Below are 14783 nucleotides of genomic sequence, written 5' to 3' on the forward strand. Positions count from 1 at the left end.
TCAGGGTTGGGCGGATATCACCATCTGCGATGGGCTACCGACCGGCGTGTAGTCGGAGGCAAAGGTTAATTTGCCATCCTTCGGCGCCACGCTAAAACGGGTAATATTATCGCTACGCTGGTTCATGACGTACAGCCACTGCCCCTGATTATCCAGGGTCAGCGTACGGGGGTAATCCCCACGCGTCCAGATATCTTCCTGGTGGCTCAGGCGGCCATCCGCCAGCACGCTAAAGTGGGCGATGCTGTTGTGCAGGCGGTTGGCGACGTACAGCTGCTTGCCGTCGTTGCTCAGCGCCAGGCCGGCGGCAAAGCTGGTACCCTTATACTCTTTCGGCAGCGCGGAGACGGTTTTGCCTTCGCGCAGCAGGCCGCTTTGCTTATCCAGATGGTAGAAAGTCAGCGTCGACGCTTCTTCGTTGATCAGCCACAGGCCGTCGCCCTTTGGCGTAAAGACGAAGTGGCGTGGGCCGGCGCCCGGCGACGAAGCAGCGATGAACGGCGGATCGTTCGGCGTCAGCTTACCGCTGGCGCTATCCAGCCGGTACTGATAGATCCGATCCAGCCCCAGATCGGTGGAGTAAACAAATTTCCCGCTGGGATCGGCGGCGATCATATGGGCGTGCGGGCCATTGTGATCGCTGATGGCGAAGCTGCCCTCGACGGCCGCCGCCGGGCGTTCGGCGCCTGCCGGGCCTTCATCCTGATGCTTGTCCACTGCCTCGCCCAGGCTACCATCTTCTTTCACCGGTAGCACCGCGATACTCCCGCTGACGTAGTTGGCCACCAGCAGATGTTTACCATCCGGTGTCAGGGAGAGATACACCGGCCCGGCGCCGCCGGAGGCAACCTGGCTGAGTGCGGTCAACTCACCATTCTTCTCAATGCGCCACGCCTGCACGACGCCTTTTTCGACTTCACTGGCGGCATACAGCGTTTTGCCATCGCGCGACACGGTCAGCTGCGCGACGTTTGGCAACGCGCTCACCAGCGCCTTGTCATGCAGCGCACCGGTGTTGGCATCGACGGTAAAGCGGTATAGACCTTCGCCATTGGGATTATAGGTACCTACCCAGGCATAGTGGGTTTGCGCGGCGCCCGCGGCGGCGGCAAACAGGGACAGTGAAGCGACAAGCAGATGACGAGCGACAGGCATAGCAACTCCTTGATGGTTCAGTGGGGGATGTTTCCCCTCACCCCTTTTGGGGAGAGGGTGAGGCACTACTTCACTAACTGTTTGGTCATCTCCAGCAGCTGGCGCACATCGGCCGGACGGGTGTTGCCGCTGGCTTTATCGATAATCGAGCTGTAAATATGCGGGATGATTTTGCTCACCCCGGCATCGAGGGCGATTTTCAGGATCTCGCTGTAGTTGTCCAGATCGATACCGCCGGTCGGCTCCAGCCAGAAATCGTGTTCAGCGCAAGCTTTGGCGACGGCTTCGAACTCGGCGCGGTGCTTCAGGCCGCCCATCGGGAAGTATTTGATGGAGCTGCCGCCCATGTCTTTCAGCAGCGCGATGGCGGTTTCCAGCGGCACAATGCCATCCGCCGCGCCGCTGCTCAGCGGGCCAGTTGAGATCTTCACCATTCCCGGCGTGCCGGTGGGCGAGACCAGACCATTCACCACGGTCTCGTTCTGCCCGAGCTGCGCGCGGCTGGTGGCCACGCCGGTGAACACCTGGTTGACGTGCTGCGGCTGCACCTGGCGCGAAATCTCGCTCACCATCGCCGACTGGTTTGGATCGCCTGCGCCCAGCCCGACGGAGAGCGCGTTATCGATCAGCGTCGCGTAGTCACGCATATCGGCCACCGCGCTGGCGACATCCGGATAGTTTTTGGAGAGCACACCGACCAGGACGTGGCCTTCCGCCGCGTCGTAGATTTCGCGGGCGTTGTCTTTGCTGCCCGCCAGGACGTTCAGACACACGCGATCACGGTAAAAGTTTGGGGTCAGTTTCATGCTTGTTTCTCCTTGTTCAGCACTTCCGCGATGCGGCGGGCGACCACCGCCAGCTGCTCCGCGTTCACGCTGCGGACATCGGCTTCGATAATGCCTTCGTTAGCTTTGTAGCCGCGGAAGTAGATGGCGTATTCGCCCTGCTTCAGCGCGTTAACCAGATCGCCGGTCTTCACGCCGGTCACCGCTTCGTTGAATTTGATTTCGGCGCGGGCGATATCGCGACCCGCGCTATCCCACACCACCCGGGCGGTCACGCCGTTAAGCGTGTTGAGCTGTTCGATAAACGGCGTCATCTTCGCCACCATCTGCTCGCCGCTCTCTTTGCTCGCCGTCAGGTAGTGTTCAATGGCGCAGGTCAGGCCGAGAATGCCCTCTTTACCCACTTTCATCGCCCGGCCAATCCCCATCGACTGGCGCTTAACCCACTCGACGTACTGGGTTTTGCCGATCACCAGCCCGCTGGTCGGCCCTTCAATCGCTTTCGCGCCGCTGTAGATCACCAGGTCGGCGCCCATGCGGTAGTAGCATTGCAGATCTTCTTCCGCCGCCGCATCGACGATCAGCGGCAAGCCATGCTGGCGCGCCACTTCCGCAGCCTGCGCGACGTTGAGCATGCTTTTCTGTACGCAGTGGTGGGATTTGATGTACAGGATCGCCGCGGTGCGCGGGGTGATTGCCGCCGCCAGCTGTTGGGCAGAACATTCGTTGGCGTAGCCCGCTTCCACCAGCTTACCGCCGCCCAGCGCCACCATGGTGCCGACCGGCGCGCCGAAGTTGACGTTGTGGCCCTTCGGCATGACGATTTCGTTATTCTCTATCGGCGTGACGTGCAGGTTCTCCAGCAGCCAGTCGCTGTCTTTCACCAGCACCGCCGCCACCGACTGGGCAATACCCGCGGAGGCGCAGGAAACAACGGTCGCCCCTTCCACGTCCAGCAGCCTGGCAATGTACTCGCCGGTTTTATTCACCAGGTCTTTCATTTCAAAGTACTGGTTCATACCGGCCATCGCGGCTTCCACCACTTCCGGGCGCGGCGTGGAAACGCCCAACGCCGTCATGCGGCCCGAAGTATTAATCACCTGTTTTAAATGGTATTTCTCAAAAATCGAAGGCATGTTCCGCGCTCCCTTGTTCGGTCAGATAGCCTTTGCCCGCGCGGATCGCGGCCAGCGGCACCAGAATGTTGTCAGCCTGGAGGCTCTCTTTTTCGGCATCCACCAGCAGCGTGGGCCGGTGCTCCAGGCGAAATAGCGTTAAATCGGCGTCGAAGCCCACTTCCAGCCGCCCTTTACGCGACAGGCGCAGCCCCTCGGCGGCGCTGACGGTCACGCAGGCAATCACCTGCGGCAGGGTCATGCCGATGGCGAGGAATTTCGACATCACCAGCGCCAGCGAACGCACCGGGCCGTCGATCCGGTTGCGGCAGTAAATGTCGGAGCTGATGGTGTGCGGCAGAATGCCCAGCGCAATCGCCCGCCGCGCCACTTCAAAGCTGAAGCTGGCGGTGCCGTGCCCAACGTCGAGGTGCACGCCGCGCTGCAGAGCGCGAGTAATCGAGCTACGCAGTTCGCCGGCGGGATTCAGAATGCGGTTCGGCTTGCCGTTATAGCAGTGGGTAATGATGTCGCCGCTGCTCAGCAGGTCGGCGATTTCATCAAGGTTCGGCGGGTTATTGCCGATGTGCACCATCAGCGGAAGATCGCCGTTTTGCTGCTGAATGGTCTTGGCGCGCGCCAGCGGCGTAATGCCGTTTTCGCCCACCACGCTGCTACTCATCCGCGCTTTCAGGCCGACGATAAAATCAGGATGACGCTGCACCGCCTGCTTCACCGCCTCGGCGTCGATATTGGCCATATTGGCCAGTTCGTTCTGCGCAATCAGCCCGACGCGGGAGATATTGAGCAGCGCATAAACTTCCGTCGCCGCTTTGCGGGTCAGCTGATAGAAATCGTCAACGTCGTCGGCACCGGTGCTGCCGGCATCAATCACGGTGGTGACGCCGGTGGCGATACCCACGCTATCCGGCTCATCGTGATAAATCGGCGAATTCGGGTAGCAGTGAACGTGGGAGTCAATCCAGCCGGCGCTAACGTAGCTGTTGCCGTACAGATCGATGGCTTTGCGGGAGGGCGCGCTAATCTCGCCCAGCGCCGCGATTTTCCCGTCCTGGATGGCGATATCAGTCAGGGTATCGTCGACGAGGCGCGCACGGCGCAGGAGTAAATCAAACATAGCTATCTCCTGATGAAAAGAGTGTACGGATGGCGAGGTCATCGGCCTACCAATCACGCTGACGTGTAGGCCTGATAAGCGCAGCGCCATCAGGCGGCTAGCTAATCGCCACCGGGAAGATGGAGCCGAGGATCATCGCGCCGAGGATGGCGCCGCCGGTGATCGGTTTCTGCCAGATGTAGAACAGCAGCGCGCCAACCAGCGAGCCAATCCCGATAGGAATCGAGGCGGTCATCGCGCTGAGGATGATCAAGGGGCCAAGGAAGCGGCCAGAGGCGTTACCGGCCCCCATCATTACGTCGGCACCGTAGGTGGAATCGCTCTGGTTGATGGTGAACTTACGCGCCAGAATGATGATGTAACCCACTGCCAGACCAAGGACCAGGCCGGTGACCAGCGACGCGGCGAAGTTCGCCACCGGGAAGACAAAGCCCGCGCCGAGCAGCAGCGCCGGAACGCCGAGGCCAATACCGGTTTGAATGGCGCCACCGATATCGAGGATCCCCACCAGCGACCCTTCGATAATGCGGGCGAACAGGAAGCTGGCACCAAATGCCGCCACCGCGCCGTACGCGCCAGTATCAATCCCTGCCTTCAGCATGGCCACGAAGGCCACTTCGTTGAAGGCACCGATGCCGTACAGGTAATACATGTGCGTCCCGGCGAAGACACCGGAGGAGAGCAGGCCAACAAAGATCGGGAACGACCAGTCGGCATACCAAAAACCTTTATTCTGTTCCATTATCAGGCTCCCGTTACTTGCCGCTGAGTGAGTTGTGGATCATGTCCAGCCAGTTCGGCACGGTCAGATGGAAGGATTCAATCATCTTCATGTCGAAACCGCGGAAGAAGCCGCTGAGGACAAACAGCGCGACAATGGCGATCATCATCACTTTGGTTACCCGGTTCCAGCCGCTCTCCTCTACCCCTTTACCGATCAGAATACCCAGTACCAGACCCGGTACGGCGTTCCCCATAATCAGCTGCGCCGCGCCGCCGAAAATCGTCGCCCAGAAGCCTGATTTCTTACCGGCATCGATAGCCGCCAGCCAGAAGATCACCGGCATCACGGTATTCACCAGCAGATTTGCCGCCGGCACCAGCACCTTAACCGCGGTGACCTGCAGCGCTTCCGGCACGGAAGAGGCGGTCAGGTTAAGGAAGGCGACGACGATCATGCCGATGATGCCGCAGGCAATCGCCATTCTTTTCGGATCGTGCAGGGTTTCGCCAACGTTACGATTTTTTAGCATCAGCGCCGCCGCGCCCCAGTTAGGGATAATGCGGTGGTCGACGTCCTGGGTGAAGGAGCCTGCTGCAACGGAAGAGGCCCAGGCGTTAAAGAAGAAGCCAAGGCCAAAGGAGAAGTGAGAGGCCGGATCGCCTTCACAGGAGTTAAGCTCGCCCAGGGTACGAAACGCCCCCATCCCCTGCGTGGTGGGGGCGTGAAACATGCGTGCCGCTCCGGCGCCCACGCCGACGCCGACCAGGCCGCCGATAATGAGCGATTTTATTAAAATTATCAGGAACATAGTTAGACCCTTTGCTAACAATCAGGTTTGCGTGACGAAAGCCACTTTATCGAGATCGATGGCGGTCACGTTGACGGTGACGTCCAGCTCCACGCTGTAAGTCCGTCGTTCACGGCGCAAAAAGAAGAACAGAAAGGCCTCTTTTCGTACCGCTTCGCGCGCATGAACAACCGTCACGTCCTGTGGCTCAATACGCAGCAGAATGTGCGATGACGTTTTCATCACCGCAGCCTGCACATGGTTCAGGGCATCGGCGAAGGCCCGTGATTTGCTTTCGCCTTTGCCGGCAACCCTCACCGTGGTGGTGAATTGCTCTTTCATACTTATGCGCCGTATTTCTTTTTCCAGGCTTCAACCAGGCGCTCGCCCAGCTCTTCTTTATCCATAAAGCCGAAGCCCAGCACGTTGCAGCCTTCGTTGATGGCGGTGACGCCCTCTTCAACGGAACGCATGCCATATTTCGCCTTGTAGCCGTATTTGGTCTGCGCGGTGATGGCCCCCGCACCGCCGCTGCCGCAGAAGGAGATGCCGAAGGTGGCGTTTTCCGCTTTCATCATGTCGCCCAGTTTCATATCGGCAGCAACGCCAGGGACGACCACAGCACGTGCGCCCGCTTTCTCAGCGCCTGCAGCGACTTTTTGGCCTTTGCCGAGGCGGTCGCCAATAACAACGGTGATTTGTTCCATGTTTTGCTCCTTACAGGTTTTCTTTTGCGACTTCGAAATGGACGGACAGCAGCCAGGCCTCTTCATCAGGCAAGTTGCCGAACTGCGCGACCACTTCGCGGGCCAGCGTCATTGAATCTGGTGAAATCTCTTCGAACAGGCTGGCATCCACTTCCGGTAGCGGTTCACCGCTGATTGACCGGTGGGCCATCGCCCGCACGTGGGAAGTCAGCATTTGCTCCTGAACGTCGTTAGGGACGATGCCGTGACGGCTTAACAGGGCAAAAACCTGCTGCAGCATCTTGTCAGCCAGGCGTTCGGTCTGCGCTGCCTGCTCCCCTACGTCGTGTATTACCGCTCCGTTATTCACTTCTGATACCCCGCTGATGTCTCTGGGAATCAAAGTAGCGCCGGGGGGAAGGAGTTTGTAGCGAGTTGTTTTCCACTTCGAAGTGGAAAGGGAGACGGCAGGCGTGATCGACCCCACATATTCACAGGGAAAAGGCAAAAACGACGGCTATGGCGTGAGACGTATCACAATAATGAGCGTGGATAAGGCGCCTGCGGCAGCGGAAAGGCCGGAAAAAGAGAGTGGGAAAATGTGATATCGGTAGGCTTTCAGGCGGGAGGCATCGGCTGATACCTCCCGAAAACGACGATTAGCGATACTTCTGATGGTAGGTGTTGCGGGTGGTTTTAAACTCCTCCGCGGCGGCCTGCGCCTCTTTCACCTTGCCTTCGTTCGCCAGCTTCAGCGCACCGTCGATCTGGCCGATCAGAATATCCAGACCATGACGGTAATCTTTCATCTCAGCGCTGTCGGCCGCTTTGCCTTCCAGCTTCGGCGGGGTCTCTTTCTGGGCATCGACCGCGGCGGTACGCATTTTATTCAGCGCCGCTTTCAGCTCGCCGGCGTCGGAGGTCTTCTGTACCACTTGCAGGTTTTCTGCCAGAGTGTCCATGTCTTCGCCCAGGTCGGCGAAGGCCGACGCTGAACCGAGCGCAAAAGCAGAGACAGCCAGCATCGCTAACAGTTTTTTACGCATTGCTCACTTCCTTTTTATTATTTAAGCAAACAGGTGTTATTGCCCGGCGATTTTCATCTCCGGCAGCAGCACAGAACCGCACTGAATGTTGCTGCGCGTTTCAATATCATCGCCAATGGTCACGATATTACGCCACATTTCTTTCAGATTTCCTGCAATGGTGATCTCACTGACAGGATATTGAATTTCGCCGTTTTCTACCCAGAAGCCAGATGCGCCGCGTGAGTAGTCGCCAGTGACGCCACTGACACCCTGCCCCATCAGTTCGGTAACCACAAGACCGGTGCCCATCTCTTTAAGCATCTTTGCAAAACTCAGGCCGCGGCCATTGATGCGCCAGTTGTGGATGCCCCCGGCGTGGCCGGTGCTTTTCATCCCCAGCTTGCGCGCTGAGTAGTTGGTCAGCAGCCACTGGGTCAGCACCCCGTCTTTGATGATGTCACGACGCTCGGTGCGCACGCCTTCGCTGTCGAACGGCGTGGAGGCCAGCCCTTTCAGCAGGTGCGGATGTTCTTCGATGGTCAGCCACTCAGGCAAAATTTGTGTGCCCAGCGAATCGAGCAGGAAGGTGGATTTGCGGTATACCGAACCACCGGCAATCGCGCCCACCAGGTGACCAAACAGCCCGGTAGCCACTTCGTTGGCGAAAATCACTGGCGCCTTCATGGTCGACAGCTTACGCGGCGCCAGACGCGACAGGGTGCGGCGAGCGCACTCTTCCCCAACCCATTCCGGTGACTGCAGATCCTCTATCGCCCGGCCAATGGTGTAGGCGTAGTCGCGCTCCATATCGCCGTCATCTTCCGCGATGACGCAGCTGGAGAGCGAATGGCGAGTCGAGCAGTAACTTTGCAGCATGCCGTGACTGTTACCGAACACTTTGATGCCGTAGTGGCTGTTAAAGCTGCCGCCTTCGGTGTTAGTGATGCGCTTATCTGCCTTCAGGGCCACTTGCTCCGCGCGAGCGGCCAGTTCGATGGCTTCGTCCGGGGAGACTTCCGCCGGGTGGAACAGGTCCAGGTCCGGGGCGTCAAAGGCCAGCAGCTCTTTATCGGCCACACCGGCAAACGGATCCGGGGAGGTGTAGCGCGCAATATCCAGCGCCGCCTGTACGGTGCGGGCGATGGCGTCCGGACTCAGATCGGTCGAGGAGGCGCTGCCTTTACGGTTTTGATGATAGACGGTGATGCCAAGCGCGCCGTCGCTATTGAATTCTACGTTCTCCACTTCGCCATAGCGGGTGCTGACGCCGATGCCCGTCGTTTTGCTGACGGAGACTTCCGCACCGTCAGATTTACCTGCCGCCAGTTCCAGTGCCGTGGTAACGGCTTCTTCCAGCGTCTTACGCTGCTGTGCAACTTGAGAGATGACTTTCATTGCTAATGCCATAATGTAAGAAGGAGTTAACTGAAGTCTAACAGAGAACCGTTTTTCAGTGCGCGCCTTAACTGGTAACATTAGCCTCTTTTTTTAAGGAGCCTGAAGATGACAAAGCAGCCCGATGACTGGCTCGACGACGTGCCCGGTGATGACGTTGAAGATGAAGATGATGAAATCATCTGGGTCAGTAAGAGTGAAATTAAGCGCGACGCGGAAGAACTGAAGCGTCTTGGCGCTGAACTCGTTGACCTGGGGAAAAACGCGCTGGATAAAATTCCGCTGGATACTGACCTGCGTGACGCCATCGAACTCGCCCAGCGTATCAAAAAAGAGGGTCGCCGCCGCCAGCTGCAGCTTATCGGTAAGATGCTGCGCAACCGCGATGTCGATCCGATTCGTCAGGCGCTGGACAAGCTGAAAAACCGCCACAACCAGCAGGTTGCGCTGTTCCACAAGCTGGAGCAGATCCGCGATCGACTGATTGACGATGGGGATGACGCCGTCGCTGAAGTGCTGAACCTGTGGCCAGATGCTGACCGTCAGCAGTTGCGTTCGCTGATCCGCAATGCGAAGAAAGAGAAAGAAGGCAACAAGCCGCCGAAATCGGCGCGCCTGATCTTCCAGTATCTGCGCGAACTGGCGGAAAACGAAGGCTAAGTCCCGCTGTTTTTGCCCGCAATAGTCTCCCGGATGGCGGCGCGCTGCGCCTTATCCGGGCTACAAATCCCTATATATCAAACGGTTACTCTGTTTTGTAGGTCCGCGAAAACGCAGCGCCGCCGGGCAATCTGTACCAGACTCCGTACCCGTCGTTGTGCCGGATGGCGGCTAACGCCTTATCCGGCCTACGGAACCCTATATATCAAACGGTTACTCTGTTTTGTAGGTCCGCGAAAACGCAGCGCCGCCGGGCAACCTGTACCAGACTCCGTTCCCGTCATTGTGCCGGATGGCGGCTAACACCTTATCCGGCCTACGGAATCCTATATATCAAACGGTTACTCAACACCGTAGGCCCGCGCAAGCGCAGCGCCGCCGGGCAAGCTGTACCATGCTCCGTTCCCGTCGTTGTGCCGGATGGCGGCTACGCCTTATCTGGCCTACGGAGCTCTATATATCAACCGGTTACTCTGTTTCGTAGGCCCGCGCAAGCGCAGCGCCGCCGGGCAATCTGTACCAGACTCCGTTCCCGTCATTGTGCCGGATGGCGGCTAACGCCTTATCCGGCCTACCTTCACCCCAGTTCTAAGGCTTGCGCCAGCAGGGGGATTCCCTTCGCATAGCCTGGCTCCCTCATCCGCACGACGATACGTTTGTTTTTTGCCTTGTTGCCAAGCTGAATCGTTAAAGCTAAAAACAATGTAGATCACATATCCTGGTGATAAATACGCATTACTTAGCAAAATAATACGACATCCATCTCATTTAACATCATAAAAACGGCCACTTTCTCACCAGGTGAGGCGCTTCACATTTTAATCACCCCCATGCCGGTAGATTCACACGTCAATGACACAATCGATTCAGCAAAAAGGGAATAAAAATGAAAAAGACATTGGTTCTGACGACGATCGCCCTGCTGGTTTCTGGCTCAGCCGCGGCAAAAACATGGGTGCTGACGAACGCTGAAGAGGGCATGGATAAAGGAAACTGGCAGATCAGCAGCGATCAGCTGAAGGTAAAAGACCATGCGTTCAGCATTGAGCAAAAAGTCCTGCACGGCGGTAAGCAGGAAGGCAGCAAAATCCTCACCATTCACAGTAAAGACGGCCTGACCATCACCCTGAGCCCGACACGCGGCATGAACTTACTGCGTATTGAGGGTTTCGGCAGCCGGATGGGCTGGGATTCGCCGGTTAAAGAGGTCGTCAACCCGGCGTTTATCAACCTGGAAAGCCGCAATGGACTCGGCTGGCTGGAAGGATTCAACGAGATGATGGTCCGCTGCGGCTATGAATGGACCGGCCATCCGGTGACCGCGGACGGGCAGATTTATACCCTGCACGGCAAGGCGGGCAACACTCCGGCCTCGCGGGTAGAAGTCGAGGTGGCTGACAGCGCGCCGTATGAAATCCGCATCCGCGGCCTGGTGAAAGAGAGCACCTTCAAAAAAGCCGATCTGCAGACCCTGACCGAACTGCGCTACGTGCCGGGCAGCAACAGCTTCAGCCTGCATGATGTCTTAACCAACCATGCTGACTATCCGCATGATTATCAGATTATCTACCACAGCAACTTCGGCACCCCGATTCTGGAAGAAGGCGCGCGCTTCCTCGCCCCGATGTCCAGCATCAGCCCGTTCAATGATTACGCGAAGAGCGGGTTAAAAACCTGGCAGACCTATCAGGGACCGACCAAAGATTTTGACGAGATGGTATTTAATATTCAGCCGCTGGCCGATGAAAATCACCAGACCCTGGCCGCGGTGGTCAACAAAGCGGGCGATAAAGGGGCCTCCATTCAGTTTGATACCCGTCAGCTGCCGGTCCTGACGCTATGGAAAAACACCGACACCATCAAACAGGGCTACGTCACCGGTATCGAACCGGGCACCAGCTACGCCTATCCGGTCACCATTGAACGCGAACAAAAACGCGTGAAGCAGCTGCAGCCGGGCGCCAGCGCGCAGTTTGATCTGACCTACACCCTGCTGCACGACAGCGCTCAGGTGGCCGCCGTTGAGCAGAAAATCGCGCAGATTCAGGGCGACAATAAAGTCGCGGAGAACGAGACGCCGATCGCCAAAGAGTAAGGTTGTAACCAGTGAATTCCCGGAGCGGGGCGACGCCCCGTTCCGGACTACTCCCGCCCCATCACCTCGCGCCCGAGATCCCGGGCAAACTGCTGGTACTGTCGCTCATCGATCGGCTGCGGGTAGCTCAGCACCAGCAACTCATGATCCGCGATGCCCTGATGATAGCTCGGGTGATGATGCGCCCACGCATTGGCATGAAACCCCATCGACTGATAAAAGCGCAGCCGTTTATGAGCGATTGCAGTGGTCAGCGGATCGATTTCCAGAATGGTCAGCGGCGCGCGCGTCAGGATCTGCGCCAGCAGCTGTTTACCATAGCCGCGGGAGCGCAGCGTATCGTCGATCGCCAGATGTTCGATATAACCGTAGCCGGCAAACTGCCAGCAGCCGCTGAGGCCAACAAAGACGCCTTCATCGAACCACGCTTCCAGCGCGTAGCGCGGGTGGCTCAGCGCCTGAAGTTTGGCGTCGCTTTCGCGCTGCTCGTGCCACGGAAAGGCGCGCGCGTAGAGCGCGTCCAGCGTGGCGAAATGGGGCGAGTCGGTAGAACGTAATCTTTCGCAGATCAGCATGGCACAATCCCTGGTGGCGAAAACAAAACTGCCCTCGCGCGGAGGGCAGTGATCGGAGGCGTTCGCGCTTATTCTGCCGCGGCCGCTTTTTGCGCCAGCTTATCCAGCAGCTTTTGATGAATGCCGCCGAAGCCGCCGTTGCTCATCACCAGGATATGGTCGCCCGGGTGGGCGGTTTTGACCACCATGTCCGCCAGGGTATCGACGTCGGCGCTCCAGTGGGCTGGCTGGACGCAGGCTTCCGCCACTTCAGCCACCTGCCACGGAATATGCTGCGGCTGCAGGAGAAACACTTCATCAGCGCGACCAAGCGACGGCGCCAGATCGTCCTTGCAAACGCCCATTTTCATGGTGTTAGAGCGCGGCTCCAGCACGGCGAGAATACGCGCGGTGCCGCCCACTTTGCCGCGCAGCGCCTGCAGCGTGGCGAGGATCGCCGTCGGATGATGGGCGAAATCGTCATACACGGTGACGCCGTTGGCTTCACCGCGCAGCTCCAGGCGACGGCGGGCGTTGATAAAGCTGCCCAGCGCGTTCGCGGCATCCGCCGGCAGCACGCCGACGTGACGCGCCGCGGCAATCGCCATCAGGCCGTTATGCATATTATGCTCGCCGACCAGCGCCCACTTCACCTCGCCGACTTTTTCGCCGTCGAGCAGCACTTCCCACTGAGAGGCGTCGGCGTTCAGTTTCTTCGCCTGCCAGTGGCCCTGCTCGCCCACCAGCTCCTGCTCGCTCCAGCAGCCCATCGCCATCACCTGCTTCAGGTTGATGTCGTTCTCCGGCAGGATAATTTTGCCTTTGCCCGGCACGATGCGCACCAGATGGTGGAACTGTTTCTGAATCGCCTTCAGGTCGTCAAAGATGTCCGCGTGATCGAACTCAAGGTTGTTGAGGATCAGCGTCCGCGGGCAGTAGTGAACAAACTTGGAGCGCTTGTCGAAGAAGGCACAGTCGTATTCATCCGCTTCAATGACGAAGAACGGGCTGTCGCCCAGACGCGCAGAGACCTCGAAATTACCCGGTACGCCACCGATCACGAAGCCCGGTTTATAGCCGCAGGCTTCGAGGATCCAGGTTGCCATCCCGGCAGTGGTGGTTTTGCCGTGGGTCCCGGCGACGGCCAGCACCCAGCGATCGCGCAGCACGAAGTCGTGCAGCCACTGCGGGCCGGACATATACGGAATATTGTTTTCCAGCACCGCTTCAACGCACGGGTTGCCGCGAGTCATGGCGTTACCGATGATCACCAGATCTGGCCGGGGATCCAGCTGGCTGGGGTCATAACCCTGAATTAAATCAATCCCCTGGTTTTCCAGCAGGGTGCTCATCGGCGGATAGACGTTAGCATCCGACCCTGTTACCTCATGACCGAGGGAGCGCGCCAGCATGGCCAGGCCCCCCATAAACGTGCCACAGATTCCTAAAATATGAATGCGCATTCGTCATTTCCTTCTCTTATCCGGGGCACATTTTACCCATATCCCGGGCCCTGGCGAAATGCATTTCAGGCGAATCTGTATTTTGCTGGCGCGATTCACCAGTGCGCACTTTTTTGATTCTTTGTTAAGATTGTTGCGTTCGTTTTACTCAACATAAAAATGCAGGGAACGAGTTATGAAAACGTTAGGTGAGTTTATTGTTGAAAAGCAGCACGAGTTCTCCCACGCCACCGGTGAGCTGACTGCTTTGTTGTCAGCAATAAAGTTGGGCGCCAAGATCATCCACCGCGATATCAACAAGGCCGGTCTGGTCGATATCCTGGGTGCCAGCGGTGCTGAAAACGTTCAGGGCGAGGTTCAGCAAAAACTCGATCTGTTCGCTAATGAAAAATTAAAAGCCGCACTGCGAGCACGCGATATTGTTGCCGGGATCGCCTCCGAAGAAGAAGATGAAATTGTTGTCTTCGAAGGGTGTGAACACGCCAAATACGTGGTGCTGATGGACCCTCTGGATGGCTCCTCTAACATCGACGTTAACGTCTCTGTCGGAACGATCTTCTCTATCTACCGCCGCGTCACGCCTGTCGGCACGCCGGTGACAGAAGAAGACTTCCTGCAGCCGGGTAACAGGCAGGTGGCCGCGGGCTATGTGGTCTACGGCTCTTCGACGATGCTGGTATATACCACCGGCTGCGGCGTCCACGCCTTCACCTACGACCCGTCCCTCGGCGTCTTCTGTCTGTGTCAGGAACGCATGCGCTTCCCGGAGAAGGGCAATACCTACTCCATCAACGAAGGCAACTACATCAAATTCCCGCAGGGCGTGAAGAAGTACATTAAGTACTGCCAGGAAGAGGACAAAGAGACTCAGCGTCCTTATACCTCACGCTATATCGGCTCGCTGGTGGCGGACTTCCACCGTAACCTGCTGAAGGGCGGCATCTACCTGTATCCGAGCACCGCCAGCCACCCGGACGGCAAGCTGCGCCTGCTGTATGAATGCAACCCGATGGCCTTCCTCGCCGAACAGGCTGGCGGTAAGGCCAGCGACGGTAAAGAGCGTATTCTGGATATTATCCCGGAAAGCCTGCACCAGCGCCGCTCGTTCTTCGTCGGTAACAACCACATGGTAGAAGACGTCGAGAACTTCATTAAAGAGTTCCCGGACGCCTGATCCCTGCCCTCCCTTCCCGCCTTG

17 protein-coding genes and 1 pseudogene are annotated in these 14783 nt (G+C 58.1%); 4 read left to right on the forward strand and 14 right to left on the reverse strand.

Features of this window, described 5'->3' with window-relative positions:
* The 9 genes from CWM57_RS13780 to CWM57_RS13820 all read right to left on the reverse strand — a co-directional run bounded on the left by CWM57_RS13780 (position 1) and on the right by CWM57_RS13820 (position 6760).
* Positions 1 to 1155 (reverse strand): lactonase family protein, encoded by a 1155-nt coding sequence (locus CWM57_RS13780; protein WP_100676145.1) that lies wholly within the window; start codon positions 1153 to 1155, stop codon positions 1 to 3.
* A gap of 65 nt (positions 1156 to 1220) precedes the next feature.
* Complete coding sequence (gene dagF, locus CWM57_RS13785; protein ID WP_100676144.1) at positions 1221 to 1961, reverse strand: 2-dehydro-3-deoxy-phosphogluconate aldolase; 741 nt, start codon at positions 1959 to 1961, stop codon at positions 1221 to 1223.
* Positions 1958 to 3076: a DgaE family pyridoxal phosphate-dependent ammonia lyase gene (locus tag CWM57_RS13790; RefSeq protein ID WP_100631247.1), complete on the reverse strand. Its 1119-nt coding sequence runs from the start codon at positions 3074 to 3076 to the stop codon at positions 1958 to 1960. Before CWM57_RS13790 ends, dagF begins: the two co-directional genes overlap by 4 nt.
* The gene (locus CWM57_RS13795) at positions 3060 to 4193 is read right to left on the reverse strand and encodes an amidohydrolase/deacetylase family metallohydrolase (RefSeq protein WP_100676143.1); all 1134 of its coding nucleotides are present in this window, start codon (positions 4191 to 4193) and stop codon (positions 3060 to 3062) included. Before CWM57_RS13795 ends, CWM57_RS13790 begins: the two co-directional genes overlap by 17 nt.
* Before the next feature lie 97 nt (positions 4194 to 4290).
* Complete coding sequence (locus CWM57_RS13800; protein WP_061155982.1) at positions 4291 to 4935, reverse strand: DUF4310 family protein; 645 nt, start codon at positions 4933 to 4935, stop codon at positions 4291 to 4293.
* Between the two features lie 13 nt (positions 4936 to 4948).
* On the reverse strand, positions 4949 to 5725 hold the full coding sequence (locus CWM57_RS13805; protein ID WP_061155983.1) for a DUF4311 domain-containing protein: 777 nt from the start codon (positions 5723 to 5725) through the stop codon (positions 4949 to 4951).
* A 21-nt stretch (positions 5726 to 5746) separates the two neighbouring features.
* A complete protein-coding gene (locus CWM57_RS13810; protein ID WP_061155984.1) occupies positions 5747 to 6046 on the reverse strand; it encodes a DUF4312 family protein in 300 nt (99 codons plus the stop codon).
* A 2-nt stretch (positions 6047 to 6048) separates the two neighbouring features.
* A complete protein-coding gene (locus CWM57_RS13815; RefSeq protein ID WP_004206501.1) occupies positions 6049 to 6411 on the reverse strand; it encodes an SFCGS family glycine-rich protein in 363 nt (120 codons plus the stop codon).
* Positions 6412 to 6421: 10 nt separating this feature from the next.
* The gene (locus CWM57_RS13820; RefSeq protein WP_004206500.1) at positions 6422 to 6760 is read right to left on the reverse strand and encodes a PRD domain-containing protein; all 339 of its coding nucleotides are present in this window, start codon (positions 6758 to 6760) and stop codon (positions 6422 to 6424) included.
* Positions 6761 to 6863: 103 nt separating this feature from the next.
* On the opposite strand from CWM57_RS13820, the gene CWM57_RS27705 reads away from it, so the two are divergent.
* Positions 6864 to 6995: a hypothetical protein gene (locus CWM57_RS27705; RefSeq protein ID WP_165784204.1), complete on the forward strand. Its 132-nt coding sequence runs from the start codon at positions 6864 to 6866 to the stop codon at positions 6993 to 6995.
* Between the two features lie 54 nt (positions 6996 to 7049).
* On the opposite strand, the gene cybC is transcribed toward CWM57_RS27705, so the two are convergent.
* Together cybC and pmbA are read right to left on the reverse strand one after the other, a co-directional pair.
* The gene (gene cybC, locus CWM57_RS13825; RefSeq protein WP_100676142.1) at positions 7050 to 7436 is read right to left on the reverse strand and encodes a cytochrome b562; all 387 of its coding nucleotides are present in this window, start codon (positions 7434 to 7436) and stop codon (positions 7050 to 7052) included.
* 36 nt (positions 7437 to 7472) lie between these two features.
* On the reverse strand, positions 7473 to 8825 hold the full coding sequence (pmbA, locus tag CWM57_RS13830) for a metalloprotease PmbA (RefSeq protein ID WP_061155986.1): 1353 nt from the start codon (positions 8823 to 8825) through the stop codon (positions 7473 to 7475).
* A 96-nt stretch (positions 8826 to 8921) separates the two neighbouring features.
* Between pmbA and yjgA the strand changes: the two genes are divergently transcribed.
* Positions 8922 to 9473, forward strand: a complete 552-nt coding sequence (gene yjgA / locus CWM57_RS13835; RefSeq protein WP_074387255.1) for a ribosome biogenesis factor YjgA — start codon at positions 8922 to 8924, stop codon at positions 9471 to 9473.
* Between the two features lie 588 nt (positions 9474 to 10061).
* Here the strand turns inward: yjgA and CWM57_RS27710 are convergent.
* Positions 10062 to 10176 (reverse strand): annotated as a pseudogene (locus CWM57_RS27710) (hypothetical protein).
* 183 nt (positions 10177 to 10359) lie between these two features.
* On the opposite strand from CWM57_RS27710, the gene CWM57_RS13840 reads away from it, so the two are divergent.
* Positions 10360 to 11568, forward strand: a complete 1209-nt coding sequence (locus CWM57_RS13840) for an aldose 1-epimerase family protein (RefSeq protein WP_023323523.1) — start codon at positions 10360 to 10362, stop codon at positions 11566 to 11568.
* A 47-nt stretch (positions 11569 to 11615) separates the two neighbouring features.
* On the opposite strand, the gene CWM57_RS13845 is transcribed toward CWM57_RS13840, so the two are convergent.
* Both CWM57_RS13845 and mpl read right to left on the reverse strand, forming a co-directional pair.
* On the reverse strand, positions 11616 to 12143 hold the full coding sequence (locus CWM57_RS13845; protein WP_074387256.1) for a GNAT family N-acetyltransferase: 528 nt from the start codon (positions 12141 to 12143) through the stop codon (positions 11616 to 11618).
* Between the two features lie 68 nt (positions 12144 to 12211).
* Positions 12212 to 13585: a UDP-N-acetylmuramate:L-alanyl-gamma-D-glutamyl-meso-diaminopimelate ligase gene (gene mpl, locus CWM57_RS13850; protein ID WP_061155989.1), complete on the reverse strand. Its 1374-nt coding sequence runs from the start codon at positions 13583 to 13585 to the stop codon at positions 12212 to 12214.
* A gap of 175 nt (positions 13586 to 13760) precedes the next feature.
* Between mpl and fbp the strand changes: the two genes are divergently transcribed.
* Positions 13761 to 14759: a class 1 fructose-bisphosphatase gene (gene fbp, locus CWM57_RS13855; RefSeq protein WP_061155990.1), complete on the forward strand. Its 999-nt coding sequence runs from the start codon at positions 13761 to 13763 to the stop codon at positions 14757 to 14759.
* Positions 14760 to 14783 lie beyond the last annotated feature (24 nt).

The organism is Klebsiella sp. G-Nf4 (assembly GCF_002810615.1).
Classification (GTDB): domain Bacteria; phylum Pseudomonadota; class Gammaproteobacteria; order Enterobacterales; family Enterobacteriaceae; genus Klebsiella; species Klebsiella variicola.